Genomic DNA, 26,823 nt, shown 5'->3' with positions numbered 1-26,823 from the left:
GAGCGACCGTCATGTGGATCCGCGCAGCCCTCCTCCTCCTGCTGCTCCCCGCCGCCGCACATGCCGAGACGAGACCGATGGCACCCGATCCGACGGTCCTGCACGACCTCGCCCCCACCGGCACGCTCCGGGCGGCGATCAATCTCGGCAACCCGGTGCTCGCTCAGGGAGGCCCGGACGGGCCCGCGGGGGTCTCGGTGGATCTGGCCCGGGCCCTGGCGGCGCGGCTCGGGGTGCCGGTGGCGTTCATCACCTATCCGGGAGCGGGCGCGGTTTCGGGCTCGGCGGGCTCCGGAACCTGGGACATCTGCTTCCTGGCGATCGACCCCAAGCGCGCCGAGGGGATCAGCTTCACCGAGCCCTACGTGCTGATCGCCGGCAGCTACCTCGTGCCGGCCGCCTCGCCGCTCCGGTCCCCGGAGGCGGTGGATCGCGACGGCGTGCGCGTCTCGGTGGGGCGCGGCAGCGCCTACGACCTGTTCCTGACCCGCGCCCTGACGCACGCGGCCCTGGTGCGGGCACCGACCTCGGCCGAGGCGGTGACGGCCTTCGCGCGGGACGGGTTGGAGGTGGCGGCGGGCGTGCATCAGCCGCTGGCCGCCTACGCGGCGGCGCATCCGGAGGTGCGATTGCTGCCGGGGCACTTCATGGAGATCCCGCAGGCCATGGGCCTGCCGGTCGGACGCGCGGCCGGGGCCGCCTACCTCGCCGCGTTCATCGCGCAGGCGAAGCGGGACGGACTGGTGCGGCGCGGTCTGGAAGCCAGCGGGCAGGACCCGGAGCTGGCGGCGCCTTGAGGTGCGTCACGCGGCGCGCTGAGGCCTTCGTCAACCCGGCGCTGTGACAGAGGCCCGGCAGAGCCGTCCTCGCCCTGGAATTCGCTTAACTCACCCGTGCCCCATCTGAGGTGCCCGCGTCGGCGGGCCTCGAAGGAGGGCACCCGGGATCGCCCGGCTGGCGGGAGCTCTCTTTCGAGGCCTCCGCTGCGCTCCGGCACCTCAGGATGAGGATGGAGGGTGGGATGGAGTCGATTCCCGATGGGATCGGCAGATCGACGCCTCACACCACCAGGTTCACGATCCGCCCCGGCACGACGATGACCTTGCGGGGCGCCTTGCCCTCCAGGACCTTCTGGACCGCCTCCAGCGCCAGGGTCGCGGCCTCCACAGCCTTGGCGTCGGCATCGCGCGGCACGGTGACGTCCGCACGCTTCTTGCCGTTGATCTGGACCGGCAAGGTGATCTCGTCCTCGACGAGGAGCCCCGCCTCGGTCTCGGGCCAGGGCGCCTGGGCCACGAGGCCGCCGCGGCCGAGGACGGACCAGCACTCCTCGGCGAGGTGCGGCATCATCGGGGCGATGAGCTGGACCAGGATGCCGGCGGCCTCCCGCGCCGCTTGTCCCGAGACCGGCCCGCGCAGGCCATCCTCCAGGGCGTTGGCCAGGGTGTAGATGTGGGCGACGCAGCGGTTGAAGCGCAGGCGCTCGATATCGTCCTGCACGGAGGCCAGCGCCCGGTGGGCGGCCTTGCGCAGGGGCAGGTCCGCGGCGCCGTCGCCGGTCGCCTGTACGGCCGCGTTGACCAGCCGCCAGACCTTCTGGACGAAGCGGGCCGCGCCCTGCACGCCCTCCTCGGTCCAGATCACGTCGCGCTCCGGCGGCGAGTCGGAGAGCATGAACCAGCGCGCCGTGTCGGCCCCATAGCTCGCGATGATGTCGTCGGGGTCGACCACGTTCTTCTTCGACTTGGACATCTTCTCGATGGCGCCGATCGTGATCGGCGCCTGAGTTTTCACGTGAAACGCGCGGCGCTCGCCCTCCTCCGTGGCGAAGCGGATCTCGGCCGGGGGCACCCAGGCGCCGGCCGCGTCCTTGTAGGTTTCGTGGACGACCATACCCTGCGTGAACAGGCCGGCGAAGGGCTCGGAGACGCCGGCCCAGCCGGTCTCGCGCATCGCCCGCATGAAGAACCGGGCGTAGAGCAGATGCAGGATCGCGTGCTCGATGCCGCCGATATACTGGTCCACCGCCAGCCAGCGATCGACCACGGCGCGGTCGGTGGGCGCGTCCGTGAGCCAGGGCGCGGTGAAGCGGGCGTAGTACCAGGACGAATCGACGAACGTGTCCATCGTGTCGGTCTCGCGCCGGGCCGGCGCGCCGCATTGCGGGCAGGGCACGTTCCGCCACGCCGCGTCGCGCTCCAGCGGGTTGCCGGGCTGATCGAAGGAGACGTCCTCGGGGAGCTTCACCGGCAGGTCGGACACCGGAACCGGGACCGGGCCGCAGGACTCGCAGTGGATGATCGGGATCGGGCAGCCCCAGTAGCGCTGGCGGGAGACGCCCCAGTCGCGCAGGCGGAACTGGACCTTGCGCTTGGCGATCCCCTCCCCTTCCAGGCGCCGCGCCACGGCCTCGAAGGCCTCCCCGGTGCTCATGCCGTCGAGGAAGCGCGAATTGATCATCCGCCCGTCCTCGACATAGGCGGTGTCGGTGATGACGAAGGTCGCCGGATCCTGCCCCTCGGGGCAGACCACCGGCGTGTTGCCGAGCCCGTACTTGTTCGAAAAATCGAGGTCGCGCTGGTCGTGCGCCGGGCAGCCGAACACCGCGCCGGTGCCGTATTCCATCAGCACGAAATTCGCCACGTAGACCGGCAGCGTCCAGGACGGGTCCAGGGGATGGCGGACGGTGAGGCCGGTGTCGAAGCCGAGTTTTTCCGCCGTGTCGATCGCCGCCTGGGCCGTGCCCGTGCGCCGGCATTCTTCGATGAAGGCCTGGAGAGCGGGGTTTGTTGCGGCAACCGCTGCCGCCAGCGGATGATCGGCGGCCACGGCGAGGAACTTGGCGCCGAACAGGGTGTCGGGCCGCGTGGTGTAGACCTTGATGTCACGGAGGACCCCATCCGCCGCAGGTTGAGCAGCTGCGGCGTGGGCATCCGGAACAAGTGCGAAAAGAACCTCCAGGCCTTCCGAGCGGCCGATCCAGTTCTTCTGCATCAGCCGGACCTTCTCCGGCCAGCGGTCCAGCCCGTCCAGCGCGGTCAGCAGGTCCTCGGCGAAGTCGGTGATCTTGAAGAACCACTGGGTCAGCTCGCGCTGCTCCACCAGGGCGCCGGAGCGCCAGCCGCGCCCGTCGATCACCTGCTCGTTGGCGAGCACGGTGTGGTCCACCGGGTCCCAGTTCACCTTGGCGGTGCGGCGGGTCACGAGGCCCTTCGCCAAGAAATCCAGGAACATGCGCTGCTGATGCTTGTAATAGTCGGGATCGCAGGTCGCGATCTCCCGGCTCCAGTCCAGCGACAGGCCCATGGCCTTCAACTGGTCGCGCATCGACGCGATGTTGGCGTAGGTCCAGTCCCGTGGGTTGACCTTGCGCTCCATGGCGGCGTTCTCGGCCGGCAGGCCGAAGGCGTCCCAGCCCATCGGGTGCAGCACGTTGAAGCCGCGGGCGCGCTTGTAGCGGGCGACGACGTCGCCCATCGCGTAGTTGCGGACATGGCCCATGTGGATGCGCCCCGACGGATAGGGGAACATCTCAAGAACATAGTATTTCGGACGGCTGTCGGAATTGTCGGTCTCGAACAGGCGCCTCTCAGCCCAGGCTTCCTGCCAGCGCGGCTCGGCATCCTTGGCGTTGTAGCGCTCGACGGGCTGGGGGGCGGTGCTGGTCATGGATCCGGCTGGGTCAGGGGCTCGTCGGTCATTCCGAAGGATGACCACGGCACGGTCGCGCCGCGATAGCATATCTGCGCCGCAGCCGGTCAACGCAGCGCGCGATTCGGGCTTGCGCGGGGCGCGCGAACGCATAGGTCGGACAGGGAGAGGCGGGACATGAGGCGGGGTCGCGCCGGAGCGATCCCATCCAACCCCCTCATCCTGAGACGCGGCGCCGCCGCCTCGACGGCGGGCTGCAGGGTGGCGGACCGCCGGGACCCTCCTTCGAGGCCTCCGCGGCGCTCCGGCATCTCAGGATGAGGGGGTTGGACAGGATGACCGTCCCCTCGAGAATCACGGCAGCGGGGATGCACGGGCCGCCGCCCGGCAGCGACAGGACAGGCAAGGCCATGGACGACGCGAAGACCGAACCCAGCGCGCCTCCCACCGACGGGATGGGGCATGTGACCGCGAAGCTTCCGGTGGGGCAGGCCGATGTCGCCGCGGGTCTCGCCGAGGTCCGGGCGGCCATCGCCCGGGCCGCCGAGGATTCGGAGCGCGATCCGGCCACGGTCCAGCTCGTGGCCGTCTCCAAGACCGTGCCGGCCGAGGGCATCCTGCCGGCGCTCAAGGCCGGACAGCGGGTCTTCGGCGAGAACTACGTCCAGGAATCCGTAGCGAAATGGCCGGACCTCCGGGCCCGCTACCCGGATGTCGAGTTGCACCTCGTCGGGCCGCTGCAATCCAACAAGGCCCGGGAGGCGGTCGCCCTGTTCGACGTGATCCACTCCCTCGACCGGCTGTCGCTCGCGGCGGCGCTGGCCAAGGAGATCGACCGGTCCGGCCGGACGCCGAAGCTTCTGATCCAGGTCAATACCGGCGCAGAGCCGCAGAAGGGCGGCGTGCTCCCGGATCAACTCGACACCCTGCTCTCCGAATGCCAGGAGACCCACGGCCTCGCCATTCAGGGGCTGATGTGCATCCCGCCGGCGGAGGATCCGCCCTCGGCCCATTTCGCCCTGCTGGCCCGGCTCGCGAAGGCCCACAACCTGCCGATCCTCTCCATGGGCATGAGCGCGGATTTCCCCGCGGCGATCCAGCTCGGCGCCACCCATGTCCGGGTCGGGACCGCGATCTTCGGGGCCCGGACCCGGAAGGCCTGAGCCTGAGGTCGGGCCTCAGCCGATCCGCAGATGCGTCCCCGGCCCGAGGCGGCGCAGCAGCCGCAGCAGGTCGGCCCGGGCCAGGGCGACGCAGCCCTCCGTCGGGCGGTAGCCGTCCCGGGCGATGTGCAGGAAGATCGCCGAGCCCCGCCCCTTCCGGATCGGGGCGCGGTTGTAGTCGAGATCGATCACCACGTCGTAGAGCCCGTCGCCGCGCCACATCGATTCGGCGCTGATCCCGGGGGCCGGCAGGCGGATCGGCCGGTTGTAGCGGCGGTCCCGGCTCTCGTCGCACCAGCCGTCGTCGGGCCGGGTCGCCCGCAGGGGCAGCAGCGTGCGCGGCCGGATCCCGAGATGATCGGGCCGGTAGGCGCCGGCCCGCAGGCGGAAGCGCCCGCGCGGCGAGCCGCCGTCGCCCTCGCGCTTGTCGATCACGATCCCGCCCGCCCCGAGGGCGCAGGGGATCACCGCCGGGCCGACGAGAAGCTGACCGCGCCGCCGGTCCCCCACCGTGGCCCGCACGCGGATGTCCCCCAGGGTCAGGCGGACGGGTCCCCTGCTCGGCCGCCGCATCTCCGTCCTCCCGAATCCACCCGGTCCGGCGCGCCTTATGCCCGAGATCCGTACTCCGAACCGGTGAAAAATTGCGCGCAAGGCAACTTCCGGCCACAAAGGGCGCTCTATTTCTCGGTTGAACCCGGGCCGCCGAGCCGGGATTCGGGAGCCAGCCCACCGCCTCGCCGTGGGGTCCGACGCCTTGATCCTGAAGCGGTGCGCCCCGATCCCGCAGCCCGTTCACCGCGGCGATTGCCGCGGCGGCGAAAGGATGCGGAAACACAAGCCTCGGTAGAGTCGCGCCGCGATCCTGCCGAGATCCTGACGTCATCGCATGCTGCACCCGGCAGGCGGCCCCCGCCTCTCCCGCAGCCTGCTCTGGGGCCCCGGACGATGCCGAATGCCTACCGCCTGCTGATCTGCGACGACGACGCGATCCTGCGCGATACCCTCACCGAGCAGCTCGATCTCTGCGACGAGTTCACGGTCTTCACCGAAGCCAACGCCACGGACGCGATCCGACGGGTCGCCGCCGAGCGCATCGACCTCGCCGTGATGGATGTCGGCCTGCCCGACCTCGACGGGCGCGAGGCCGTGCGCCGGATGCGGGCCGGCGGCTTCCGCGGCCCGGTGATCATGCTGACCGCCCAGGATTCCGAGGCGGACCATGTCGAGGGGCTGGAGGCCGGCGCCAACGACTACGTCACCAAGCCGTTCAAGTTCGGCATCCTGCTGGCCCGGATCCGCGCCCACCTGCGCAGCCACGAGGCCTCCGAGGACGCGGTGTTCCAGATCGGCCCCTACACGTTCCGGCCGGGGGCCAAGCTCCTCGTCGGCGAGCGCGGCTCGAAGCTGAAGCTCACCGAGAAGGAGACCGCGATCCTGCGCTTCCTCTACCGGGCGGGCCGGGCCGTGGTGAACCGCGACACCCTCCTCGCCGAGGTCTGGGGCTACAACGCCCAGGTGACCACGCACACGCTGGAGACGCATATCTACCGGCTGCGCCAGAAGATCGAGCCGAACCCCGCCACCGCCGCGATCCTCGTGACCGAGGGGGGCGGATACAAGTTGCTGCCCTGACGAATTGAAGCTTTACGTGTAGGCGATCCGGCAGGTTCGCGTATGCGCAGGGTGGTGAGGCGTTCTTGGGGCTCGACGACGACATCGCGATCCTCGCGGCCGCACCGCTGTTCGGCTTCCTCGACCGGGATGCCCTGCGCCTGCTGACCTTCGCGGCGGAGCGCCGCGACCTCGCGGACGGCGACCTGCTGTTTTCCCGCGGCGATCCGGCCGATGGCGGCTTCGTGGTGATGGCCGGGACGATCCGGCTGGCACCCCGGTCCCCGGGCGCCGAGCCGGTGCGGGCCGGGCGCTCCGCCTTGATCGGCCAGCTCGCCCTGTTCGTGCGCGGGACCCGCCCGACCGAGGCCCGGGCCGAGGGGAGCGCCGCGGTGATGCGCATCACGCCGATGCTGATGCGCCGGGTGCTGGAGGAATTCCCCGCGGCCGCGCAGGCCGTCCACGACACCCTGGCGGACGACCTCGCCGGGCTGGTGACCGATCTCGATCAGGTGCGCGGGCTCCTCGAGGTCATCGACGGCATCTCCTCAGGTGACAGCTCCGATGGCCGCTTGTAAGCACGGGCTCCCGCCGCAAGAGTTCTGACCCGTTCCATGTCCCAGGCCGGCCTGCCCCATTCCGATCTCGCCCAGACCATCGAAGCCGCCTGGGAAGACCGCGCCAACATCTCGACCGCCACCCAGGGGGCGGTGCGCGAGGCGGTCGAGACGGCCCTGGAGCTGCTCGATTCGGGCAAGGCACGGGTCGCCGAGAAGAGCGGCAACCACGACTGGGTGGTCAACCAGTGGCTGAAGAAGGCGGTGCTGCTCTCCTTCCGCCTCAACGACATGGCGACGATCGAGGGCGGCCCCGGCGGCGCGCCCTGGTGGGACAAGGTCGCGTCGAAATTCGCCGGCTGGGGCGAGGCCGAGTTCCGCGCCGCGGGCCTGCGCGCCGTGCCGGGCTGCTTCGTCCGCCGGGGCTCCTACATCGCCCCCGGTGCCGTGCTGATGCCGAGCTTCGTCAATCTCGGCGCCCATGTGGGCGAGGGCACGATGGTCGACACCTGGGTGACGATCGGCTCCTGCGCGCAGGTGGGGAAGAACTGCCACATCTCCGGCGGCGCCGGCATCGCGGGCGTGCTGGAGCCGCTCCAGGCCAACCCGGTGATCATCGAGGACGATTGCTTCATCGGCGCCCGCGCCGAGGTGGCGGAGGGCGTCATCGTCGGCCAGGGCAGCGTCCTGTCCATGGGCGTGTATATCGGCGCCTCCACCAAGATCGTCGATCGGACCACCGGCGAGGTGATGTACGGCCGCGTGCCGCCCTACTCCGTGGTCGTCTCGGGCACGATGCCCGGCAAGGCGCTTCCGGACGGATCGCCCGGCCCGGGCCTCTACTGCGCGGTGATCGTCAAGCGCGTCGATGCCGGCACCCGGTCGAAGACCGCCATCAACGAGCTGCTGCGCACCTGATGTCCTGAGACTGGGCGGGAGCGTGCTTGGCGGGAGCGCGATGGAGACGCTGGAGCTGAACCTCACGGTGGCGGGCCGGCCGGTGCCGACCCCCTGCGACGTGTTCGGAGCGGGGCCCGACGCCCTCCTGCTCCCGGCCCTGTCGACCATCTCGGCGCGCGCCGAGATGCGGGACCTCGCCCGCGACCTGGGAACCGCGTATCGCTGCCTCGTGCCCGACTGGCCCGGTTTCGGCGCCCGGCCGCGGACGCGGGTGCCCCTCGCCCCCGCGACCTTCCACGCCTTCCTCGACGCCCTGCTCGCCGCTGCCCCCGGCCCGTACGCGCTCGGCGTCGCGGCCGGCCATGCCGCCGGCTACCTCGTGGCGGCGGCGCGGCGCCATCCGCAGGCCTTCGCGCGCCTGGTCCTGGTGGCGCCGACCTGGCGGGGGCCGCTGCCCACCGCGATGCCGGGACGGGCGCACTGGTTCCCGCGCATCCGCCGCGCCGTGGAGGCGCCGCTCCTCGGCGAGGCGCTCTACCGCATCAACATCAGCCCACCGATCATCGGCCGGATGATGCGCGCCCATGTCTATGCCGACGCCGCCCGGGTGACCCCGGCTCTGATCCGCGACAAGCACGCCATCACCCGCCAGCGCAACGGCCGCTTCGGCACCGCCGCCTTCGTCACCGGAGGCCTCGATCCGGTGGGCAGCCGCGACGCCTTCCTGGCCCTGTTCGGCGACGGCCTGCCGCCGACCCTGGTGCTGCGGCCCGAGGGCGCACCCCGGCGCTCGGGCGCCGAGATGGACGCCCTCATCGCCGGCGGCCGCGTGACCGGCGCCGCGATCCCCGGCGCCCTGAGCCCGCACGAGGAGCATCCGGGCGCCGTGGCCGCCGCGATCCGGGCGGCGTGAATGCGGCGGGGGCGCGATCACGCGTGACAGTCGGCGCGGATCGGCACCGTCACCCTGGACAGAAGAGGGCGCCTGTGCAGGGACTGGATGGGCCGGCTGAGCCGTTCGTCCGGCAGCGGGCGCGCCCCGCAGATTCCATCCGATAGAGCCCCGGATCCGATGCTGCGCACGCCGTCCCTGCCCCTCCTCGCCCCGGCCGCCCTCGCCCTCCTCCTGGCCGTCGCGGCCCGGGCTGAGGATGCGCCCCACCCCCCCCCGGCGATGACCCCTGCAGCCCCGTCCCTGGGCGCCGAGACGCTGAAGCCCGGCAAGCCGGCCGTGAAGCCCTACCTGGCGGACGCGGCGGTGCCGGACGCCGTCCAGATCCTGCCGGCCCCGCCGGCCCACGACGCGCCCCTCGACAAGGCCGACCGGGCGGCCTTCAACAGCACCCGTGTCCTCAAGGGAACGGCCCGTTGGGACCTGGCCGCCAACGACGTCGCGGAGGGCGCGGCGGCGGTGCTGGAGAATTTCGCCTGCGTCCTCGGCACCCGGATCGATCAGGCGCGGGTGCCGGCGGTGATCAACCTCCTGGAGCGCGCCCGCCTCGACCTCGCCCGGGCGACGCGGGGCCCCAAGGTCCATTACCGACGCCTGCGCCCGTTCGTGGGCAACGAGGCGCCGATCTGCGTGCAGCGCAGCCAGGCCCTGGCCGACAGCTTCAGTTATCCCTCCGGGCACGCCACCCAGGGGTGGGCCTACGCGCTGATCCTTGCATCCCTGGTTCCCGAGAAGGCGACGCCGATCCTGACCCGCGGCCGGGCCTATGGCGAGAGCCGGATCGTCTGCGGCGTGCACTGGCTCAGCGACGTGGCGGCGGGACGCCTCACCGGCACCGCGGTCTTCGCCGCCCTGATGGGGGATGCAACCTTCCGGGCGGACCTCGACCGGGCTCGGGCCGAGCTCCGGAGCGCCATGGCGGGCGCCGGGACGGTACCGGATCAGGCCACCTGTACCCGGGAGGCCGACGCCCTGCGGGAGCCGCCGCTCGAGTTCTAGGCTCGAACCGTTCCAGATTTGAAGTCTTCTAAGTGTGTGATTTACAACACGTTTTCGGCTTGCTCAAGGACCCGTGAACGATGGTACGTGGACCCCAGGCGCCGCGTAAGGGCGCGTTTCGGGGTCTCCGATGTCATTCCGTATCGCCCAGTCCGGCCTGCTGCTCGCCACCACGGCGCTGACCACGATTGCCCTCGCCCCGGCGGCTGCCGCGCAAGAGACCGCCGTGCAGCTCAACGAGATCTCCGTGGAGGCCGCCCGGCCGGCCGTGGCGGCTCCGACGGGATCCGGCGGCGGCGGCGGCAATGTCAGCGGCGGTGACGGCGGCAGCGCCGCCACCAGCGGCGGCGGCGGCGGGCCCTCCGGCATCACCGGCTACGTGGCGCGGGTGAGCCCGACCGCCACGAAGACCAACACGCCCCTGATCGAGACCCCGCAATCGGTCTCCGTGGTCACCCGCGAGCAGCTCAACGACCGCAATGTGCAGAGCTTCAGCGACGCGCTCGCCTACGTTCCAGGCGCGACCATCAACGTGTCCGGCTTCGACCCGCGCTTCGATCAGATCTTCATCCGCGGCTTCGATGTGCTCTCCAACCAGGGCACCTATCGCGACGGCCTGCGTCAGATCGGGAGCGGCTTCATCTTCCCGCGCATCGAGCCCTATGGCTTGGAATCCGTCACCGTTCTGCGCGGACCGGCCTCCGGCCTGTACGGTCTCGGTTCACCGGGTGGCATCCTCGACGCCACGTCGAAGCGGCCGGTCTTCGCGCCGTTCGGCGAAGTCTGGTTCCAGTCGGGGAGCTTTGATCGCTTCCAGGGCAATTTCGATCTCGGCGGACCGATCGAGGGCACCGGCGGCACCATGGCTTACCGCCTGACGGGTGTGCGTCGGGAGGCGGGGACCTTCATCGGCCGCGGCACGAACGACGACCAGCTCAACATCGCCCCCGCTTTCACGTGGAAGCCCTCGGCCGATACGACCTTCACGTTTCTGAGCGAATTTCAGGTCCGGAATACGCCGGCGACGGTGTTCTACTACAATGATCCCGGCTTCCGCGTTACCAAGTATTACAGCGGCGACCCCCGCTTTGCCGGGCTCGATCAGACGCAATACCGTGTCGGCTACGCTTTCGAGCATCGCTTTTCGGACGACCTGATCTTCCGTCAGAACTTTCGGCACTACGGGGTCTTCCTGAGCGCGAAGTACACCGGAATCGATTCGATCAACGAGGCACGCACCATCGGTACCCGATCGACCGGCTACATCCGCGAGGGACTGGTCCAGCAGACTCTGGATAACCAGCTCGAGGCGCACGTCACCACGGGCCCGATCTCCCATACCCTCGTGGCTGGTGTGGATTACGCCCATTATGGCCTGAGCAACCGGTTCGGCGCCGGTTCTGCGCCGTCTCTCAACCTAATCACCCAGAATTACGGCCAACAATTCATCCCGACACCCGTTCTCGCGAGCCCGACGCGCCAAGCCCAGGACCAGATCGGCGTCTACCTCCAGGATCAGGCCAAGTTCGGCGACTTCGTGTTGACGCTGAACGGCCGTCATGACTGGGTCTTCCAGGATAACCGGACCTCACCCGTCAGCGCGGTGACGAGCCAGGACAACACCGCCTTCACCGGCCGCGTCGGCCTGAACTATCTCCTGGCGCCCGGCCTCGTGCCCTATGCCAGCTATGCCACGACCTTCACGCCGCAGGTGGGCACGGATGTGCGCGGCCAAGCTTTCAAGCCGGCGACGGGTGACCAGATCGAGGCGGGTGTAAAGTACCTGATCCCCGGGACCAACATTCAGACCGCTTTCGCGGGATTCGACATCGTGCAGTCGAGCATCCTGCGGACTGACCCGACCAACCTCGCCTTCCAGGCGGCCACCGGCTCCGTGCGGTCCCGCGGCTTCGAGGCCGAGGCCACGGCCAACCTCGCTCCGGGCACGAACCTGACGATCGCCTACACCCACCTGGATTTCCGCTTCCTGAGCCAGACCTCGTTTACGGGCGCCACGCAGGATGGAAACCGCGTTTCTGGCATCCCCAGCGACACCTACACGTCGTTCCTGACCTACGCGTTCCCGACATATTCGCCGTTGCGCGGGCTGACGGTGGGTGGTGGCATCCGCTACATCGGCACGAGCTTCGCTGACGACGACAATACAGTGCGGAACCCGACTGTAACGCTCTACGACGCTCTGGTGGCCTACGATTTCGCGGCGATCGATCCGAAGTATCAGGGGCTGCGCGCGCAGGTTAACGCCTACAATATCTTTGACCGGACCTATAACACCTGCGCGTTCGGGAATTGCTATCGCGGCGCGCCCGCGACAGTCATCGGCAGCCTGATCTACCGCTGGTAGGTCCTGTGAGCCGGGGCCGCGGCATGGCAGGTCCCCGCCCCCGGCACTGGAGATGGCCCCGCAAACCGTCCTAAGGCCGGAGCATCGTCCTCCGACCCGGACCCGCCATGCTCTCGACCGTGCTGGTCGTGCTGCCGATCTTCGCGCTGATCTTCGCCGGCTGGCTGGCCCGCCGGATCGGCGTGCTCGGCGCCGCCGCCACCACCGAACTCAACCGGTTCGTGGTCTTCCTGGCCCTGCCGGCCCTCCTGTTCGACGTCACCGCCCACGCTCATTGGAGCGCCATCTGGAAGCCCGGCTTCATCGGCGCCTTCGGTCTCAGCAGTCTCGCGGTCTTCGCCCTCACCGTGCTGATCCGGCGCGGGGAGGGGCGGCCGCTGGCCGATGCCGCGGTGGACGGGCTCAACGCCGGCTACGCCAATACCGGCTTCATGGGGTTCCCCCTGGCGCTGGTCGCCTTCGGGCCCGAGGCGCTCGCCCCCACCACGGTGGCGGCGATCCTGACGGTCTGCGGCGTGTTCGCGGTGGCCATCGTGCTGATCGAGACCGGGCTGCGGCGCGAGGCGGCCGCGTCGGGCCGGAGCGGGCCCCGCATGCCCGTCTGGCGGTCGGTCGGCCGCTCGCTCATGCGCAACCCGCTTCTGGTGGCGCCGGCGCTGGGCGCCCTGGTGCCGAGTGCCGGACTGACCGTGCCGGAATCCGCGGAGACCTTCCTGAAGCTCCTCGGCGGCGCAGCCGCGCCCTGCGCCCTGGTGGCGCTCGGCCTGTTCCTGGCCCAGACCCGTCACGCCGGCGGCGGGCAGGGGCGGACCGCCGCGCTCCTCGTCGGCCTCAAGCTCGCCCTTCATCCGCTGCTGGCCTACGGCCTCGGCCGCTACCTGTTCGACCTGCCCCCGCTCCTGCTGCACACCGCGGTGCTCATGGCCGCCCTCCCCACCGGCACCGGACCGTTCATGCTGGCGGAGTTCTATCGGCGCGAGGCCGACCTGACCGCCACCGTGGTGCTGGTCTCGACGGTGCTGGCGATCGTCACGGTCTCGGCCTACCTGTCGGCGATCGCCTAGGATTTGCGGCCGGTCATCGGATTTCTCTCCCGCCGCGGCATGACATTCGGAAACCGGACGATCACGCTCTTGCCGCAGAGGAATCGTAACGTTTGACCCCTAGCGTCGTGGCGCGGCATGCCGTGTCCGCGCTAGAACGATCCGACAAGCGGGGGCGGAACGACGGCGGATGGTGGGTTCGGGAGTTTCCATCGCGGGGCGGATCGTCCGCCTCGCCTGCGCGACCGGCCTGGCGCTGAGCCTCTCGGCCTGCTTTCGGCCGCTCTACGGGCCGACCGCATCGGGCGAGTCCGTCCAGGCGCTGCTCGCCTCGGTCCAGGTCGACGACGTGGCGATGGCCCAGGGGCAGGAGCGCCTCGGCCATTACCTGCGCAGCGAACTGGTCTTCGATCTCGACGGGTCCGGTCATCCGGCGACCAAGCGCTACCGGCTGAAGCTCTCGGGCTCCGAGATCGTGCAGACCCCGATCGTCTCCTCAACCACCGGCCGCGCCGAGGCCGGCACCCTGGTGGCCAACATCAAGTACAGCCTCGAGGATATGAGCGGCGCCAAGGTCTATACCGAGGGCGTGGCCACCTCGACCGCGACCTACGATCGCTCGGTCCAGCGCTTCGCCAGCCAACGGGCGGCGCGGGACGCCGAGATCCGGCTGGCGAGCGTGCTGTCCGATCAGATCAAGAGCCGCCTCGCCGCCGTGCTCTCGACGAAGCCGTAATCCGACGTGACGGCGGTCAAGGCGGGTGAGATCGAGGGGCTGATCCGGCGCGGACCCGATCCGCGCATCCCCGTCATCCTCGTCTACGGGCCGGATACCGGGCTGGTCACCGAGCGGGCCCGGAAGCTCGCCGAGGATTTCGTCGACGACCCGGCCGATCCCTTCGCGCTGGTTCGGATCGACGGCGACGCCCTGGCGGCCGATCCGGGCCGGCTGTGCGACGAGGCCGGGACGATGGGCCTGTTCGGTGGCCGCCGGTCGATCTGGGTCCGTCCGGGCACCCGCAATTACGCCCCCGCCGTCGAGGCGGTGCTCGGCGCGACGGTTGCCGACGCCCGCATCGTCGTCGAGGCCGGGGATCTCGCCAAGAACAACCCGCTCCGCACCCTGTGCGAGCGCTCTCCGAAGGCTCTGGCGATCCCCTGCTATGCCGACGACGAGCGGACCCTCTCGGACCTGATCGAGCGGACCCTTCAGGAGCGTGGCCTGCGCATCGACCGGGCCGCCCGGGAGGTTCTGGCCCGCAGCCTCGGCGGCGACCGCCGGGCGAGCCTGATGGAGATCGAGAAGCTCGCCCTCTACGCCGGGGGCGAGGGGGGAGGGGACAAGACCGTGACCCTCGACCATGTGGAGGCGATCACCAGCGACGTCGCGGCGAGCGTGCTCAACACCCTGATCGATGCCGCCTTCGACGGCCGCCGCGACGCGGTGGAGCGCGATTACCGCCGCTTCCGGCATGAGGGCCTCGACCCCGGCGTGGTGCTGGGCTCGGCGCTGCGGCACGCCCTGACGCTGCTCACCACCCGGCTCGACAATCCCGACAAGACGCCCGCCATGATGGTCGCGACGTGGCGCGGCCTGCATTTCAAGCGCAAGGCCAGCATCGAGGGCCAGCTCGGCGCCTGGCCGCCCGGCACCCTCCGGCAGGCCGTCGCGGCCCTGCAGGCGGCGGTCCTGGCCTGCCGGCGGGCGGAGCCCGACCTGGCCCACGCCCTGGCCTCGGCGGCCCTCCTGCGGGTCGCGGAGGCGGGGGCGCGGCGGCGGCGCTAGTCCGGGTTCAGGCGCCGTCGGCGCTTCCGGCACGGCGCAGCGCGAGCCACGCGCCCCAGAACAGGCTGGAAAAGAAGCGGGTCGGAGGCGCGAAGCCGGCGGCATCCAGCAGGGCCGCGACGGCCGCCTCGGAATGGGGCGGATCGGCCCCCTGCAGGATCTTCCCGCGTCGGGCCTCGATCGCGTCGGCGCTGGCGCCGTGCTGGCGCCAGCGTTCGCCCCAGGCCGCAAGCAGCAGGGGCTGACTTGCATACGCGTAATGGTTGCCGGCGAGCACCAGAGGCGCGCCCGGCTTCAGGCGCCCGGCAATGGCCTGCAGGATCGCCCGTTTCTCCGCGTCGCCCGGCAGATGGTGCAGCACGCCGATCAGGGTCGCGGCGTCGTAGACCGCGTCCTGGGGGAGGGCATCCACCGTTCCGAGGACGATCTCGGTCCGGTCGTGGAGACCGTCCTGCTCCAGCCGCGCGATCGTGAGATCCATCATGGCGCTGGACGGGTCGACGGCGGTGAAGCGCCAGCCGGGCTCGAGGGCCGCCGCAGTGACGATCTCCGGGCCGCCCCCGCCCGCCCCGACGATCAGCAGCCGCGCAGGCGTGCCGCTGCCCAGGACGGCGGCAAGCATGCAGGCGGCGAGCTCATGGCAGGCCTCGTAGCCGGCCAGGGCGATCCGGCTCTGCTGCGCGTATTCGCCGGCCCGGTCGGCGTCGAATTTCCGAGCCGCCGCGCTTACACCGTCCGCCAAGGTCCGGCCCTCCGGTCATCCGGACTGCGGACCGGCCCGCATGTCCCAACTCTGGGCCGGGCGGCACACGCGCGCCGGCCACCGATACGGTGCGCGCTCCCGCCTGCAAGCGCCACCGGCAGGGCAGGGGGCCCGATCAGGCGTCCGAGACCTTGAACCGGTTGAGCAGGGCCTGAAGCTCGTCCTTCGTCTCGTAGCGGATGCGGATCTCGCCCGAATCGGCGTCCTTCGGCTTGTAGGAGACCGGGACGCCGAGCGCCCGGTGGATCCGCAACTCCAGATCGCGCACCGGCGCGGGGCGCTCGGCCGAGAGGCGCGGGCGCCCGGGGCGGGGTGCCTCGGCCGGCGCGGCCTCCACGGAGGCGATGGCCTCCACGTCCCGGACCGACAGACCCTCGGCCACGACGCGGCGCGCCGTCGCCTCGGGATCGCGCACGGCCAGCAGGGCGCGGGCATGACCGGCGGTCAGCTCGCCGGCGGAGACCCGCTCCTGCACGGAGAGCGGCAGGTTGAGCAGCCGGAGCGTGTTGGCCAGATGGCTGCGGCTCTTGCCGAGGATCTCGGCCAACTCCTTCTGCGTGTACGAGAAATCCTTCATCAGGCGCTCGTAGCCGGACGCCTCCTCGATCGCGTTGAGGTCGGTGCGCTGGACGTTCTCCAGGATGGCGAATTCCAGGGAGCCCCGGTCGTCGATCTCGACCACCACCACCGGCACCTCGTCGAGGCCGGCGCGCTGAGCCGCCCGCCAGCGCCGCTCGCCGGCCACGATCTCGAAGGTGCCGGGCACGTCGCCGATCGGCCGCACAACGATCGGCTGGATGATGCCCCGCTGGCCGATCGAGACCGCGAGCTCCGACAGCTCCGTCTCGGCGAAGCTCCGGCGCGGGTTGCGCGGGTTGGCACGCAGGAACTCGATCGGAACCTTGCGCTGCTCCTCGGCCTTGGCCGACCCACGGCCCGCCTCGTTGAAATCGCCGATCAGCGCCGCGAGCCCGCGCCCCAGTCGAGGCTTCGCCCCCTCCTCCGCCATGATCGCCACCCGTGTCACGCTCCACACTCCCCCTCTTCGAACCGGAGGGGGCTCAAATCAATCAGGCCGCGGCCGGAACCCGGCCCTCGCGCTGGATCACCTCCGAGGCGAGGCGCAGGTAGGCTTGGCTGCCGGCGCATTTCAGGTCGTACAGCAGCGCCGGCTTGCCGTGCGAGGGCGCCTCGGAGATCCGGACGTTGCGCGGGATCACGGTCTCGTAGACCTTGTCGCCCATGAACCCGCGCACATCCGCCACCACCTGGGCGGAGAGGTTGTTGCGCGGGTCGAACATCGTCAGCACGATGCCCTGGATCGTCAGCTTCGGGTTCAGGGCGCCGCGGACCTGCTCGACGGTGCGCAGCAGCTGGCTGAGGCCTTCCAGGGCGAAGAACTCGCATTGCAGCGGCACCAGCACCGCGTCGGCCGCCGCCAGGGCATTGATGGTCAGCAGGTTGAGCGAGGGCGGGCAGTCGATCAGCACGTAGCTGATCCGGCTGAGGCTCGGCGCCTGGGTCAGGCTCTTCAGGACGCTGCGCAGCCGGTGCGCCCGGTCGGGCAGGGTGGCCAGTTCCAGCTCCAGGCCGAGGAGGTCCATGGTCGAGGGCGCCAGGGACAGCCGCGGTACCGCCGTGGGGACCACGGCCTGCGCCAGGGAGGCTTCGCCGGCCATGACCTCGTAGGTCGAGACCCTGCGCTTGGCGCGGTCGATCCCGAGTCCCGTGGAGGCGTTGCCCTGCGGATCGAGATCGATCACCAGCACATCCTCGCCGATCGCCGCCAGGGCGGTGCCGAGGTTGATCGCCGTCGTGGTCTTGCCGACGCCGCCCTTCTGGTTGGCGAGCGCCAGAACGCGCAGAGGGCGTCGCATGGATGAATCCATGGACCGGTCGGCGGAATCGCCGAGGATCGCTTCGCTCATCGGTGGCTCGGGGCGGCGAGGGCAGTGACGCGCACGATCCGGGCTTCGGAATCGGTCCGGCTCGGCACGAGGTCGTTAACGACTGTCCACTGCGCGCCGGCCTGGGTCAATTCGGCTTGTACGTCCCGGCCCTTCGGAAACAGTCCGGTGGTGCCCGTTTTCAACAGAGGCTCGGTCCAGGCGAGGAGCTGCGTCATCGGCGCGAGGGCGCGGGCGCAGACCACGTCGGTGCCGACATAGTCCCCGATCACCGCCTCGATCCGGGCGTTGCGCACCCGGGCCGGGGCTCCGGTGAGCCGTGCGGTCTCGGTGAGGAAGGCGCATTTGCGCGCGTTGCTCTCCACGAGGTCCACCCGGATGCCGCGCTCCTGGCCGGCGATGGCCAGGATCAAGCCGGGGATGCCCGCGCCGGAGCCGAGATCGAGCCACGTGCGCGCCTCCGGTGCCAGGTCGAGCAGCTGGAGCGCGTCGTCGATATGGCGGCTCCAGACCTCCGTCAGCGTCGCCGGGCCGACGAGGTTCTTGATGGGCTGCCAGCGCCGCAGCTGGGCCACGTAGAGGTCGAGCCGCTCGGCTGTTTCACGTGAAACACCGGCCGCCGCGAGGACGCGGGCGCGATCCGGATCGTTCATGCCGAAAGCGGGTCCACGGGGGCCGCGACCGGGACCGATCGGGCGCCGCGCCGCGCATGCGCGGCCAGCAGGGTCAGGGCCGCCGGCGTCACGCCCTCGATCCGCGCCGCCTGTCCGAGGGTCCCGGGGCGCACGGTCTCGAGCTTCACCCGCATTTCGTTGGAGAGCCCGCTGATCGTCGCGTAATCCAGGGCCGGCGGCAGGCGCACCGCCTCGTCCCGGCGGAAGGCCGCGATGTCGGCGTTCTGACGATCGAGATAGACCGCGTAGGTGGCGTCGGTCTTCATCCGGTCGGCGATCCGCGGGGCGATATCCGCGAGGTCCGGCCACACCGCCGCCAGATCGGACCACGCGATCTCCGGATAGGCCAGCAGCTGGAAGCCCGTGCGGCGGATGCCATCGCGGTTCAGGCTGATCCCATGGGACGCGGCCTGGCTCGGCGTCAGGCTCAAGGCTTCGAGGCGGGCGCGGGCTTCGTCCAGGGCCGCCTGTCCGGCCGCATAATGGGCCGCCCGGTCTCCGCCGACGCAGCCCAGCGCGATCCCCCGCGGCGTCAGCCGGGCGTCGGCATTGTCGACCCGCAGGGACAGCCGATACTCCGAGCGCGAGGTGAACATCCGGTAGGGCTCGCTGACCCCCTGGGTCACGAGGTCGTCGATCATCACGCCGAGATACGACTCGGCCCGGTCGAAGCCCACGATGCCGCGGCCGCCCGCGTGCCGAGCGGCGTTGAGGCCGGCCACCAGCCCCTGGCCGGCCGCCTCCTCGTAGCCCGTGGTGCCGTTGATCTGGCCGGCCAGGAACAGGCCCGGCAGGCGCTTCACCTGCAGGCCGACATCGAGTTCCCGGGGATCGACGTAATCGTACTCGATGGCGTAGCCCGGCCGGAGGATCGCGGCCCGCTCCAGCCCGGGGATCAGGCGGACGAGATCGTGCTGGACCTCCTCCGGCAGCGCCGTGGAAATGCCGTTCGGGTAGATCGTCGGATCGTCGAGGCCTTCGGGCTCCAGGAAGATCTGGTGCCCTTCCCGGTCGCCGAAGCGCACGACCTTGTCCTCGATCGACGGACAGTAGCGCGGGCCCCGGCTGGCGATCCCGCCGGAATACATCGGCGAGCGGTGCAGGTTGGCGCGGATCAGGTCGTGGACGGCTTGGCTCGTCCGGGTGATGCCGCAGCGGATCTGTGGCGTCGTGATCCGCTCGGTGAGCGTCGAGAACGGCACCGGCTCGGCGTCGGCCTCCTGCATCTCCAGGCCCGACCAATCGATGGTCCGTCCGTCGAGGCGCGGGGGCGTGCCGGTCTTCAGGCGTCCGAGGCGAAGGCCGAGGCGGTCGAGGGTCTGCGCCAGCCCGATCGCCGGCGCCTCGCCGACCCGGCCCGCCGGGATCTGCCGCTCGCCGATATGGATCAGCCCGCGCAGGAAGGTGCCGGTGGTCAGCACCACCGCGCCGCAGGCGAGGGTGCGCCCATCCGCCAGACCGAGGCCGCAGAGGCGGCCATCCGCGTCGAAGGTCAGATCCTCGCAGGCGCCCGCGATCACCGTGAGCCCCGCGGTCTCGGCGACGGCGGCCTGCATGGCGGCCGCGTAGAGCTTGCGGTCGGCCTGGGTCCGGGGGCCGCGCACCGCCGGCCCCTTGCGACGGTTGAGCAGGCGGAACTGGATGCCCGCCGCGTCGGCGACGCGACCCATCAGCCCGTCCAGGGCGTCGACCTCGCGGACGAGATGGCCCTTGCCGAGACCGCCGATGGCCGGGTTGCACGACATCGCCCCGATCGTCGCCGGATCGTGGGTGACCAGCGCCGTGCGCGCGCCGCAGCGCGCGGCCGCGGCCGCGGCCTCGACGCCGGCATGGCCGCCGCCGACGACCGCGACGTCGAACCGGGCGGAGGAGGTGGTGAGCATGGGGTGACGAGCAGCCTTTCGCAGACATCCCGCCGCGGATGCGGGTGACGCACACCCGCTGTCCTCCGGACTGGAGCCCGGGGGCGGCGGTTCTTCCGGGAGGTCTAAGCGGGGGCGGGCGCGGCGGTCAACGCATCCCCGTCGTCCTTCGCCAGACGCGGCCTTCATCCGGGTCGCCGGTCGAAGCCGCAAATGGATACGATATTCGGTGCGATCGAGGCGCCGAGATCTATCGTGACCTCAAGCATTGCTCGTGAAGGATGCGTGAGGACTTGGCTATCGTCGCTTGCCAGTCACCCCGGAGCGTGCAAGTCTTGCGCCGTGACTTCATCCTGAACGGACAGCGCCGTCCGGCAGGCTCACGAGAGGGGCTGTTTCGCCGCGTTGCGGGGCGACGCGGGATGAGGAGATTCGACATGTCGTCCCTGACGATCGGTCTGGGGGCCGCCTGCTGCGCGGCCGGCGCCGCCGCCCATTTCCTCGACCGCACCCAGCGCAAGGAAGGGCTGTTCGGCCTCGCGGGCTTCGCCCTGCTGCTGACGGGAATGTTCCTGAGCCGCTCCTGAGGGGGGTTCCTCGGAGGCCGGCCATCATCGTCCCGATACCTGCTTGGCCAGGATGACGGCTTGGCCAGGACGATGGAGCGCCGCGACATCTGCCGCCGCAGCCCGACACCCCGGATCCGGCGTTCCGGGACCCGACTCGGCGTCAGCCCGTCAGGGCCGTCGCGGTGTAGCCGGCCTTGGTCAGCGCCTCGGCGAGGGTGAGCGCCTGCGCGCCGGTGCGGATCGCCACCCGCCCGGCGTCCCGGTCGACCTGCACGTCGGCCGCGGGATCGATCCGCTTCACCGTGCGGGTCACCGCGGCGGCGCAGCCGTCGCAGGTCATCCCCTCCACCCGCATCAGCAGGTCGGTGCGCGTCTCGTCCATCCGGGCCTCCATCAGCCGTATCGCCTTCCGTCGTATCGCCGGGATGTCGGGCCCGGGTGCGACCGGTGCAAGCCGTGCGTGCGGCTCAGAACAGCGCAGGCATCCGGAAGGCGTAATCGATCCGCAGGCCGAACTGGTACTGATTGGGATTGCCGAAGGGTCGACGCACGAGCGGGCTGTTGCCGGAGGCGCCCAGGATGCGGGTGTAGCCGGCATAGGCCGTGTAGGCCCAGGTCTCGCTCTGCGTGTAGGTCACGCCGCCGAGCACGCCCGCCGAGTAGAAGCTGCGCGGGTCGTAGGGGGTGACGCGCCCGTTCAGCGCCGCCTCGATCGGGGAGACGCCGAAATACTTCCGGGCGTAGCTGGCATCGCCGATGTTCAGGCGCGGCCCGATGGAGAACAGGAATTTCTCCGCCGGGATCAGGTAGTCGGCCGCCACCGAGCCGACCGTGCCGTGGTGACCGTAGAGGCCCTGGCGCACCTCGACGCGGGTCCGGATGAACGAGACCGGGTAGAATTCCGCGAACACGCCCGGCTCCACCGCGAAGCGTGCGTCGCGGAAGCCGTACAGGTGCCGCCGGTCGTCGCCGTAATAGCGCCCCGGCACGAAGCGCGCGGTCGGGCCGATCCGGAACGACTCGGTGTCGAACAGCGACAGGCTGAACCCGTCATCCGGCGTCGAGAAGCGGCGCGGCTCGCCCACCCGGCGGATATCGATCGAGGGATAGCCGACGGCCGTGTAGTCGCTGGCGCCGGGATAGCGCGGCACGGCCTGGATCGAGCCGCTCAGCGTGACGATCCACGTATTGGGATCGATCATCGCGAAGGTCGGCGTGGTGCGCGGAAGATCTGCGCCGAGATCCGCGGCCTGCGGCGCCGTCGCGCCGAAGGCCGCGAGGAGCGCGCCGGCGCCGAGAACGGCGCGAAATCGGGAAGTACGCGGGGGGACGAACGTCATGGCCACGCTTTATGACCCTTTTTCATCCCCTCCGCATTCGCAAGCCGCGCAACCCTCCCCGGAGCGCCTCGCAATCGGATCCGCCGTGATGATTCCGCAACGTTCCAGCGGGCGCCGGCGTCACACCGCCCGGAATTAACAGGTGATGGCGCATCATCCTCATCCCGGAGCCTTGCCGGGCCCGGTGCGCCCGGCCAATGATCCAGTGATTCGGTTCGCGCCCGGTGGGGTTCGCTCGGGATGTCCCCCGGCGACCGGCGCGCGTTCCCGGCAGGTGGTTAGACGATGGTCCCGGTCCTCGGCCGGTATGCGGGGCTGTTGACGGTCGGCCTTCTCGGGCTCGTCGTGTTCGGGCCACTCGCGGTGTTCCTGCCGCTCTGGAGTGCCATGACGCTCGGCGCCGCCGCCGCCCTGGCCGGCGGTCTCGCCCTGACCCGTATCGCCACCCTGAAGGCGCGCTGCGAGAAGCTGTCCGGCGAGGTCGATCTGCTGTCCCGGCGCCTGCTCAAGGTCGAGACGGCGGGAGCCGGCGCCGCGGCTCAGCCGCGCCCCGAAGCCGCCGAGGCGGCGTTGCGGGCGCAGATCGAGGAATTGACGGTCGAATTCGGGTTGCTCAGCGGCATCGTGCGCGACCTCACCACCGTGCTGAGCGCGCAGGATGCCGAGATCGCGGCCCTCAAGGCCCGGCCGGCGGAGGCGCTCCGGCCGCAGCCCGAGGCGGCGCCCGGCGCGGCCCTTCCGGACGCCGCCCCGGCCCCGGCCCTGCCGCGTCCGCAGATGTCGGCCGCCCCCCCGCGCGAGGACGGGGCGCTCCGGCCGCAGGCGGTTCCGCCGGACCCGCAACCGGCCCCGAACCCGGCCCCATCCGTCCCAGCACGGCCGATCCCCCCGCGGCCGATCCCGCCCCGGCCCGCGGCTCCCCCCGTCGACGAGGCCGGTCTCATCGGCGCCTTCGAAGGGGACGGTCTGGAGATCCATCTGCAGCCGGTTGTCACCCTGCCTCAACGCAAGGTCGTGGCCTACGAGGCGCTGGCCCGGCTCCGGATCGGCGGCCCCGGCGTTCCGCCGGCCGAGCCCGAGGTCTTCCTGCCCGTGCTGGAGCGCTTCGGGCGGACCACCGAACTCGACCGCCGCATGCTGCAGCGGGCCACCATCGTGGCACGTCACCTCGCCCGGCGCGGCAGCGAGACGCTGCTGACCTACAGCCTGTCGCCGCTGTCGCTGTTCGAGCCCGGGCTCCTGCGCGAGCTCGCCCGCACCGCCACCGACGATCCGGCCCTGGCGGGTCTGACCATCGCCCTGCCGCAGGCGAGCTGGCGCCGTCTCGATGCAGGCCAGCGGGGCCTGCTCGCGCCGCTCCGGGGTCGGATCGGCTTCAGCCTCGACCGTCCGGACGACCTGCGCTTCGATGCGGCCGAATTCGCGGACCGCGGCATCGGTCAGGTCAAGGTCCCGGCCGAGATGCTGCTGCGCCCGCGCTCCGACCGGGGCAGCCTGTCCGACATCGCCGTGGAGGACATCGCACCGGCCCTGACCCGGGCCGGCATCCGCCTGATCGCCACCGGCGTCGCCGACGAGGCCGACGTCCCGGACCTGATCGACCTCGACGTGCCGTTCGCCCAGGGCACGGCCTTCGCGGCCCCGCGGCCGGTCCGGTCGGAGGTTCTGGCCGCCCCGCCCGTCGAGCAGCCCGTGCCGCCCCCGGAACCGACGCCCGAACGGCGCCCGTTCCGATCGGTCCTGCGCCGGGCGGTGTGACGGGCGTCAGCTGAGGCCGCTGGCTTTCCCGGCAAGCGCCGTCACCAGTAGATCTGCAGGCGTGCGATCACCGTGTCGACCGAGAACGGGGCCGTGCCCAGGGTCGTGGATTGGGCCTCCCCCGGCTGCACGCGCCCGTGAATGACGTTCCCGATCAGCCGCAGATTCGGCTCGGGATACCAGCTCAGGCCGAGGGTCACGTCCTGCTCCATGCCCCCGCGAAAGCCGCGGGCGTTCAGGTCGATGGCACTGTAGCGCGCGGCCAGTTCGAACACGCCGATCCCGCCGCGGGACACACGCTGCGCCTCCGGAACCGCCACGCCCCTGAAGGTCGCGTAGGTGGTGCCGCTCTGCGGCGTCAGCGCGTAGGCACGGCCTTCGCCGTTGAGCACGAGCGCCGCCTCGACATAGCCGCCCTGGAAGTCGAGCGCGGAGCCGGATTGTCCGGGGCCGCGGAACGGCTGCAGCGCCGCGTAGATGTATTCCGCCTGGATCAGGACCGGACCGCGGCGATAGGCGAATTCGGCCCCGAGCCGCGACACGCTGGCGGCATCGGGGAGATCGCCGGTGTCCACCAGGGGGCGCTCGAACAGGAAGGCTCCGGCGGGGCTCGAGAAGCCGAAGGCTCCGTCGGACCGCGACCGGTTGCGGACGATCCCGGCGAGGCCGAGATGCAGGGTCTCGTCGGCGGTCATGATCGGCGCGACGGTGGCGCGGGCCGCCACCGCGACACCATCGCCGTCGATGCCGTTGCTGGCGGCGTTGCCGAACAGGCCGGCCACCGCGGTCCAGGCCTGCCCGTGATGCCCGGCCGCGACGCCGAAGCGACGCTCCGGCACGAGGGCATTGGCCACCGAGCGCTCGACGAACAGGGTGTCGTTGTTGCTCTGCAGCCATTCCAGGCTGAAGGGCTCCTTCATGTTGCCGAGCGTCAGGATCGTGTCCGGCAGTCCCTTCCAGGCCACCAGCGCGTCGTTGATCGGCAGCATCGGGTCGGCGAAATCGTACTGGAAGGCGATCACCCAGTCGCGGCCGATGGTGAGCGTCGGCTCGATCCAGGCCCGGCGCACGGCGACGGTGTCGGGGAAGGCCTCGGGCAGGTCCGGCCGGCTGAAACCCGCCGCACCGCCGTCGATATGCAGCCGGCCGCCGATCTGGAGCTTCACATCGGGCGCGGGGAAGGTGAGGGTCAGCCCCTTGGCATCGACGCGCAGACGCTCGCCGTATGGGCCGGCCATCCCCTCGAACGCGTCCTCCCCGGCGCCCGCGGGCACCGCCAGGGCGAGGGACATGGCCAGGACGGCCGGAGCGGTGCGCGGTCCATTCACGGTCCCAGCAGAGAACAGGTCGGCCGGCCGGAGCCAATGAGCCGAGGCCGCAAAATCCGAAAAGTCCGAGGGCCGTGGCCAGACGGCCACGACGGCGCGCGCCCGGTCGAGGGGGCGGTCGAGGGGCCGGTCGAGGGGCCGGGGGCAACACCCGGCGGGACGGCTGTGGGGTGCATTCCCCCGATCCCCGCGCCGCAGGCCCGGGGCCGGCCAGCCTACACGGCGCGGTTGTCGATCAGCCGGGTCCGGCCCAGAAAGGCGGCGGCGAGCACGCGGGCCGGGCCGTCGACCCGTTCCACCGGCGCCAGGGTCCGGGCGTCGCAGACCGCGAGATACTGGACCCGGAACCCCGCCGCCTCCAGCGCCGCCCGCCCGGCGGCGATCCGCCCGGCCACGGGGGTGCCGTTGCGGGAGGCCGCCGCGATCTCACCCAGGACCGCCTGAAGCTTCGGGGCGACGGCACGCTCCTCGGCCGAGAGGTAGCGGTTGCGCGACGACAGCGCGAGGCCGTCGGGCTCCCGCACGGTCGGCACGCCGTGGATCTCCACCGCGAGGTCGAGATCCGCCACGGCCTGCTGGATCACCCGAAGCTGCTGGAAATCCTTCTCGCCGAACAGGGCGACGTCCGGGCGGACTTGGTTGAGGAGCTTGGTCACCACCGTGGCGACGCCGGCGAAATGGCCGGGCCGGAACGGGCCGCACAGGCCCTCGGTCAGGCCTGCGACCTCGATCCGGGTGGCGAAGCCCGGCGGGTACATGGTCTCCACGCCGGGCGTCCAGGCGGCATCCGCGCCGGCCTGCGCGAGCAGGGCCAGATCGGTCTCCAGGTCGCGGGGATAGCGGGAGAAATCCTCGTTGGGGCCGAACTGGGTCGGATTGACGAAGATGCTCGCCACCGTCCGGCGGCCGATCCGCCGCGCCTCGGCCACGAGGGCGAGATGCCCTTCGTGCAGGGCCCCCATGGTCGGGATCAGGACGACGCGCTCACCCGCCGCGCGCCACGCGGCGACGCATCGGCGCAGGGCTGCGAGATCACGGAAGGGCTGAAGGGTCGGCTCGGGCACGGGACGGGCTCCGGGGGAGGGCAGGGCCGGTCTAGAGCATGATGCGGAGCGGTGGAATCCGGCACTCCGATCAGCCTGCGTGAACACGGGCCTGGATCTGCCGCGGCGACGCGGTCTCCGGAATGGCGCGTGTTTCGGCGTCAGGGGCAGTAGGGCAGGAGGGAGCGGCCGAAGGGATCGTCCACGCCGGGCGGCGGCGTGAAGCCGTAATAGCTCGGATGCCCCAGGCCGTACTCGGAGCCGACATAGCTCGGATCGTCCGGCGCGTTGGTGGGCACCGGCACCCGGCGGGGCGTGCAGCCCACCGGCACGGGACGGGACCGGACAGCGTAGACCGGGCGGCGATCGAGCCCGTCGTTGCGCGGGAAGAAGCGCGGGCTGGCCCCCACACCCGTCTCGGCGGTTCCGCGGATGTCGAGATCCGCCCCGCGGGCCGATCCCGCGAGCAGCAGGACGAATCCGAGCGCCGTCATCGCCCTTCGTCCCGTCTTCCGCATGCCGTACCCGTCTCCGCCGGAAGGCGTCACC

General features: G+C 71.1%; 25 protein-coding genes. 13 read left to right on the top strand and 12 right to left on the bottom strand.

Annotated elements, in window-relative coordinates; genetic code table 11:
- Nucleotides 1-11: 11 nt before the first annotated feature.
- A complete protein-coding gene (locus P9K36_RS24175) occupies nucleotides 12-797 on the top strand; it encodes an ABC transporter substrate-binding protein (RefSeq protein WP_182592703.1) in 786 nt (261 codons plus the stop codon).
- Between the two features lie 262 nt (nucleotides 798-1,059).
- Here the strand turns inward: P9K36_RS24175 and leuS are convergent, their stop codons facing one another.
- Nucleotides 1,060-3,669, bottom strand: coding sequence for a leucine--tRNA ligase (leuS, locus tag P9K36_RS24170; protein ID WP_274926632.1), 2,610 nt, complete (start codon nucleotides 3,667-3,669; stop codon nucleotides 1,060-1,062).
- A gap of 437 nt (nucleotides 3,670-4,106) precedes the next feature.
- Between leuS and P9K36_RS24165 the strand changes: the two genes are divergently transcribed.
- Nucleotides 4,107-4,814 (top strand): YggS family pyridoxal phosphate-dependent enzyme, encoded by a 708-nt coding sequence (locus P9K36_RS24165; RefSeq protein WP_199807251.1) that lies wholly within the window; start codon nucleotides 4,107-4,109, stop codon nucleotides 4,812-4,814.
- A gap of 15 nt (nucleotides 4,815-4,829) precedes the next feature.
- On the opposite strand, the gene P9K36_RS24160 is transcribed toward P9K36_RS24165, so the two are convergent.
- Complete coding sequence (locus P9K36_RS24160) at nucleotides 4,830-5,387, bottom strand: L,D-transpeptidase family protein (RefSeq protein WP_278306110.1); 558 nt, start codon at nucleotides 5,385-5,387, stop codon at nucleotides 4,830-4,832.
- A gap of 375 nt (nucleotides 5,388-5,762) precedes the next feature.
- Here P9K36_RS24160 and P9K36_RS24155 point away from each other — a divergent pair, with 375 nt between their 5' ends.
- From P9K36_RS24155 to holA, 9 genes are all read left to right on the top strand, one after another.
- Nucleotides 5,763-6,449 carry a response regulator transcription factor gene (locus tag P9K36_RS24155; RefSeq protein ID WP_043346856.1) on the top strand — a complete coding sequence of 229 codons (687 nt, stop codon included), beginning with the start codon at nucleotides 5,763-5,765 and terminating at the stop codon, nucleotides 6,447-6,449.
- A 65-nt stretch (nucleotides 6,450-6,514) separates the two neighbouring features.
- Nucleotides 6,515-7,006: a Crp/Fnr family transcriptional regulator gene (locus tag P9K36_RS24150; RefSeq protein WP_043384073.1), complete on the top strand. Its 492-nt coding sequence runs from the start codon at nucleotides 6,515-6,517 to the stop codon at nucleotides 7,004-7,006.
- A 51-nt stretch (nucleotides 7,007-7,057) separates the two neighbouring features.
- Complete coding sequence (gene dapD, locus P9K36_RS24145; RefSeq protein ID WP_043384148.1) at nucleotides 7,058-7,903, top strand: 2,3,4,5-tetrahydropyridine-2,6-dicarboxylate N-succinyltransferase; 846 nt, start codon at nucleotides 7,058-7,060, stop codon at nucleotides 7,901-7,903.
- Nucleotides 7,904-7,943: 40 nt separating this feature from the next.
- Nucleotides 7,944-8,798 (top strand): alpha/beta hydrolase, encoded by an 855-nt coding sequence (locus P9K36_RS24140; RefSeq protein WP_043384071.1) that lies wholly within the window; start codon nucleotides 7,944-7,946, stop codon nucleotides 8,796-8,798.
- 159 nt (nucleotides 8,799-8,957) lie between these two features.
- Nucleotides 8,958-9,836 (top strand): phosphatase PAP2 family protein, encoded by an 879-nt coding sequence (locus P9K36_RS24135; protein WP_278306109.1) that lies wholly within the window; start codon nucleotides 8,958-8,960, stop codon nucleotides 9,834-9,836.
- Between the two features lie 130 nt (nucleotides 9,837-9,966).
- Nucleotides 9,967-12,201, top strand: coding sequence for a TonB-dependent siderophore receptor (locus tag P9K36_RS24130; RefSeq protein WP_043384067.1), 2,235 nt, complete (start codon nucleotides 9,967-9,969; stop codon nucleotides 12,199-12,201).
- Nucleotides 12,202-12,308: 107 nt separating this feature from the next.
- Entirely contained in the window at nucleotides 12,309-13,265 is a 957-nt protein-coding gene (locus P9K36_RS24125) for an AEC family transporter (protein WP_043346866.1), read from the top strand.
- Between the two features lie 169 nt (nucleotides 13,266-13,434).
- The gene (gene lptE / locus P9K36_RS24120) at nucleotides 13,435-13,980 is read left to right on the top strand and encodes an LPS assembly lipoprotein LptE (protein WP_043346867.1); all 546 of its coding nucleotides are present in this window, start codon (nucleotides 13,435-13,437) and stop codon (nucleotides 13,978-13,980) included.
- A gap of 6 nt (nucleotides 13,981-13,986) precedes the next feature.
- Entirely contained in the window at nucleotides 13,987-15,030 is a 1,044-nt protein-coding gene (gene holA / locus P9K36_RS24115) for a DNA polymerase III subunit delta (RefSeq protein WP_053609616.1), read from the top strand.
- Nucleotides 15,031-15,037: 7 nt separating this feature from the next.
- On the opposite strand, the gene P9K36_RS24110 is transcribed toward holA, so the two are convergent.
- From P9K36_RS24110 to mnmG, 5 genes are all read right to left on the bottom strand, one after another.
- Nucleotides 15,038-15,772: a class I SAM-dependent methyltransferase gene (locus P9K36_RS24110; protein ID WP_278306108.1), complete on the bottom strand. Its 735-nt coding sequence runs from the start codon at nucleotides 15,770-15,772 to the stop codon at nucleotides 15,038-15,040.
- Between the two features lie 136 nt (nucleotides 15,773-15,908).
- On the bottom strand, nucleotides 15,909-16,802 hold the full coding sequence (locus P9K36_RS24105; RefSeq protein ID WP_278307325.1) for a ParB/RepB/Spo0J family partition protein: 894 nt from the start codon (nucleotides 16,800-16,802) through the stop codon (nucleotides 15,909-15,911).
- Between the two features lie 61 nt (nucleotides 16,803-16,863).
- Nucleotides 16,864-17,721 (bottom strand): ParA family protein, encoded by an 858-nt coding sequence (locus P9K36_RS24100; protein ID WP_043354859.1) that lies wholly within the window; start codon nucleotides 17,719-17,721, stop codon nucleotides 16,864-16,866.
- Nucleotides 17,718-18,353, bottom strand: a complete 636-nt coding sequence (gene rsmG, locus P9K36_RS24095) for a 16S rRNA (guanine(527)-N(7))-methyltransferase RsmG (RefSeq protein WP_274926637.1) — start codon at nucleotides 18,351-18,353, stop codon at nucleotides 17,718-17,720. Before rsmG ends, P9K36_RS24100 begins: the two co-directional genes overlap by 4 nt.
- Nucleotides 18,350-20,257, bottom strand: coding sequence for a tRNA uridine-5-carboxymethylaminomethyl(34) synthesis enzyme MnmG (gene mnmG / locus P9K36_RS24090; protein WP_278306107.1), 1,908 nt, complete (start codon nucleotides 20,255-20,257; stop codon nucleotides 18,350-18,352). The genes rsmG and mnmG overlap by 4 nt, the downstream gene beginning before the upstream one ends.
- A gap of 416 nt (nucleotides 20,258-20,673) precedes the next feature.
- Between mnmG and P9K36_RS24085 the strand changes: the two genes are divergently transcribed.
- Nucleotides 20,674-20,823: a hypothetical protein gene (locus P9K36_RS24085; RefSeq protein ID WP_164706362.1), complete on the top strand. Its 150-nt coding sequence runs from the start codon at nucleotides 20,674-20,676 to the stop codon at nucleotides 20,821-20,823.
- Nucleotides 20,824-20,965: 142 nt separating this feature from the next.
- Here the strand turns inward: P9K36_RS24085 and P9K36_RS24080 are convergent, their stop codons facing one another.
- Entirely contained in the window at nucleotides 20,966-21,187 is a 222-nt protein-coding gene (locus tag P9K36_RS24080; protein ID WP_278306106.1) for a heavy-metal-associated domain-containing protein, read from the bottom strand.
- Nucleotides 21,188-21,272: 85 nt separating this feature from the next.
- Nucleotides 21,273-22,145: a MipA/OmpV family protein gene (locus tag P9K36_RS24075; protein WP_051976115.1), complete on the bottom strand. Its 873-nt coding sequence runs from the start codon at nucleotides 22,143-22,145 to the stop codon at nucleotides 21,273-21,275.
- A gap of 285 nt (nucleotides 22,146-22,430) precedes the next feature.
- Between P9K36_RS24075 and P9K36_RS24070 the strand changes: the two genes are divergently transcribed.
- Nucleotides 22,431-23,903, top strand: coding sequence for an EAL domain-containing protein (locus P9K36_RS24070; protein WP_278306104.1), 1,473 nt, complete (start codon nucleotides 22,431-22,433; stop codon nucleotides 23,901-23,903).
- Nucleotides 23,904-23,944: 41 nt separating this feature from the next.
- Here the strand turns inward: P9K36_RS24070 and P9K36_RS24065 are convergent, their stop codons facing one another.
- The 3 genes from P9K36_RS24065 to P9K36_RS24055 all read right to left on the bottom strand — a co-directional run bounded on the left by P9K36_RS24065 (nucleotide 23,945) and on the right by P9K36_RS24055 (nucleotide 26,792).
- A complete protein-coding gene (locus P9K36_RS24065) occupies nucleotides 23,945-25,195 on the bottom strand; it encodes a porin (RefSeq protein WP_278306103.1) in 1,251 nt (416 codons plus the stop codon).
- Nucleotides 25,196-25,446: 251 nt separating this feature from the next.
- Entirely contained in the window at nucleotides 25,447-26,295 is an 849-nt protein-coding gene (gene panC / locus P9K36_RS24060) for a pantoate--beta-alanine ligase (RefSeq protein ID WP_043356904.1), read from the bottom strand.
- Nucleotides 26,296-26,435: 140 nt separating this feature from the next.
- Entirely contained in the window at nucleotides 26,436-26,792 is a 357-nt protein-coding gene (locus P9K36_RS24055) for a hypothetical protein (RefSeq protein ID WP_043356906.1), read from the bottom strand.
- Nucleotides 26,793-26,823: the final 31 nt, after the last annotated feature.

Origin of the sequence: Methylobacterium sp. 391_Methyba4, from assembly GCF_029691625.1 — a bacterium.
Taxonomy (GTDB): Bacteria; Pseudomonadota; Alphaproteobacteria; order Rhizobiales; family Beijerinckiaceae; genus Methylobacterium; species Methylobacterium fujisawaense.
This window is presented reverse-complemented; position numbering and strand designations above follow the sequence as displayed.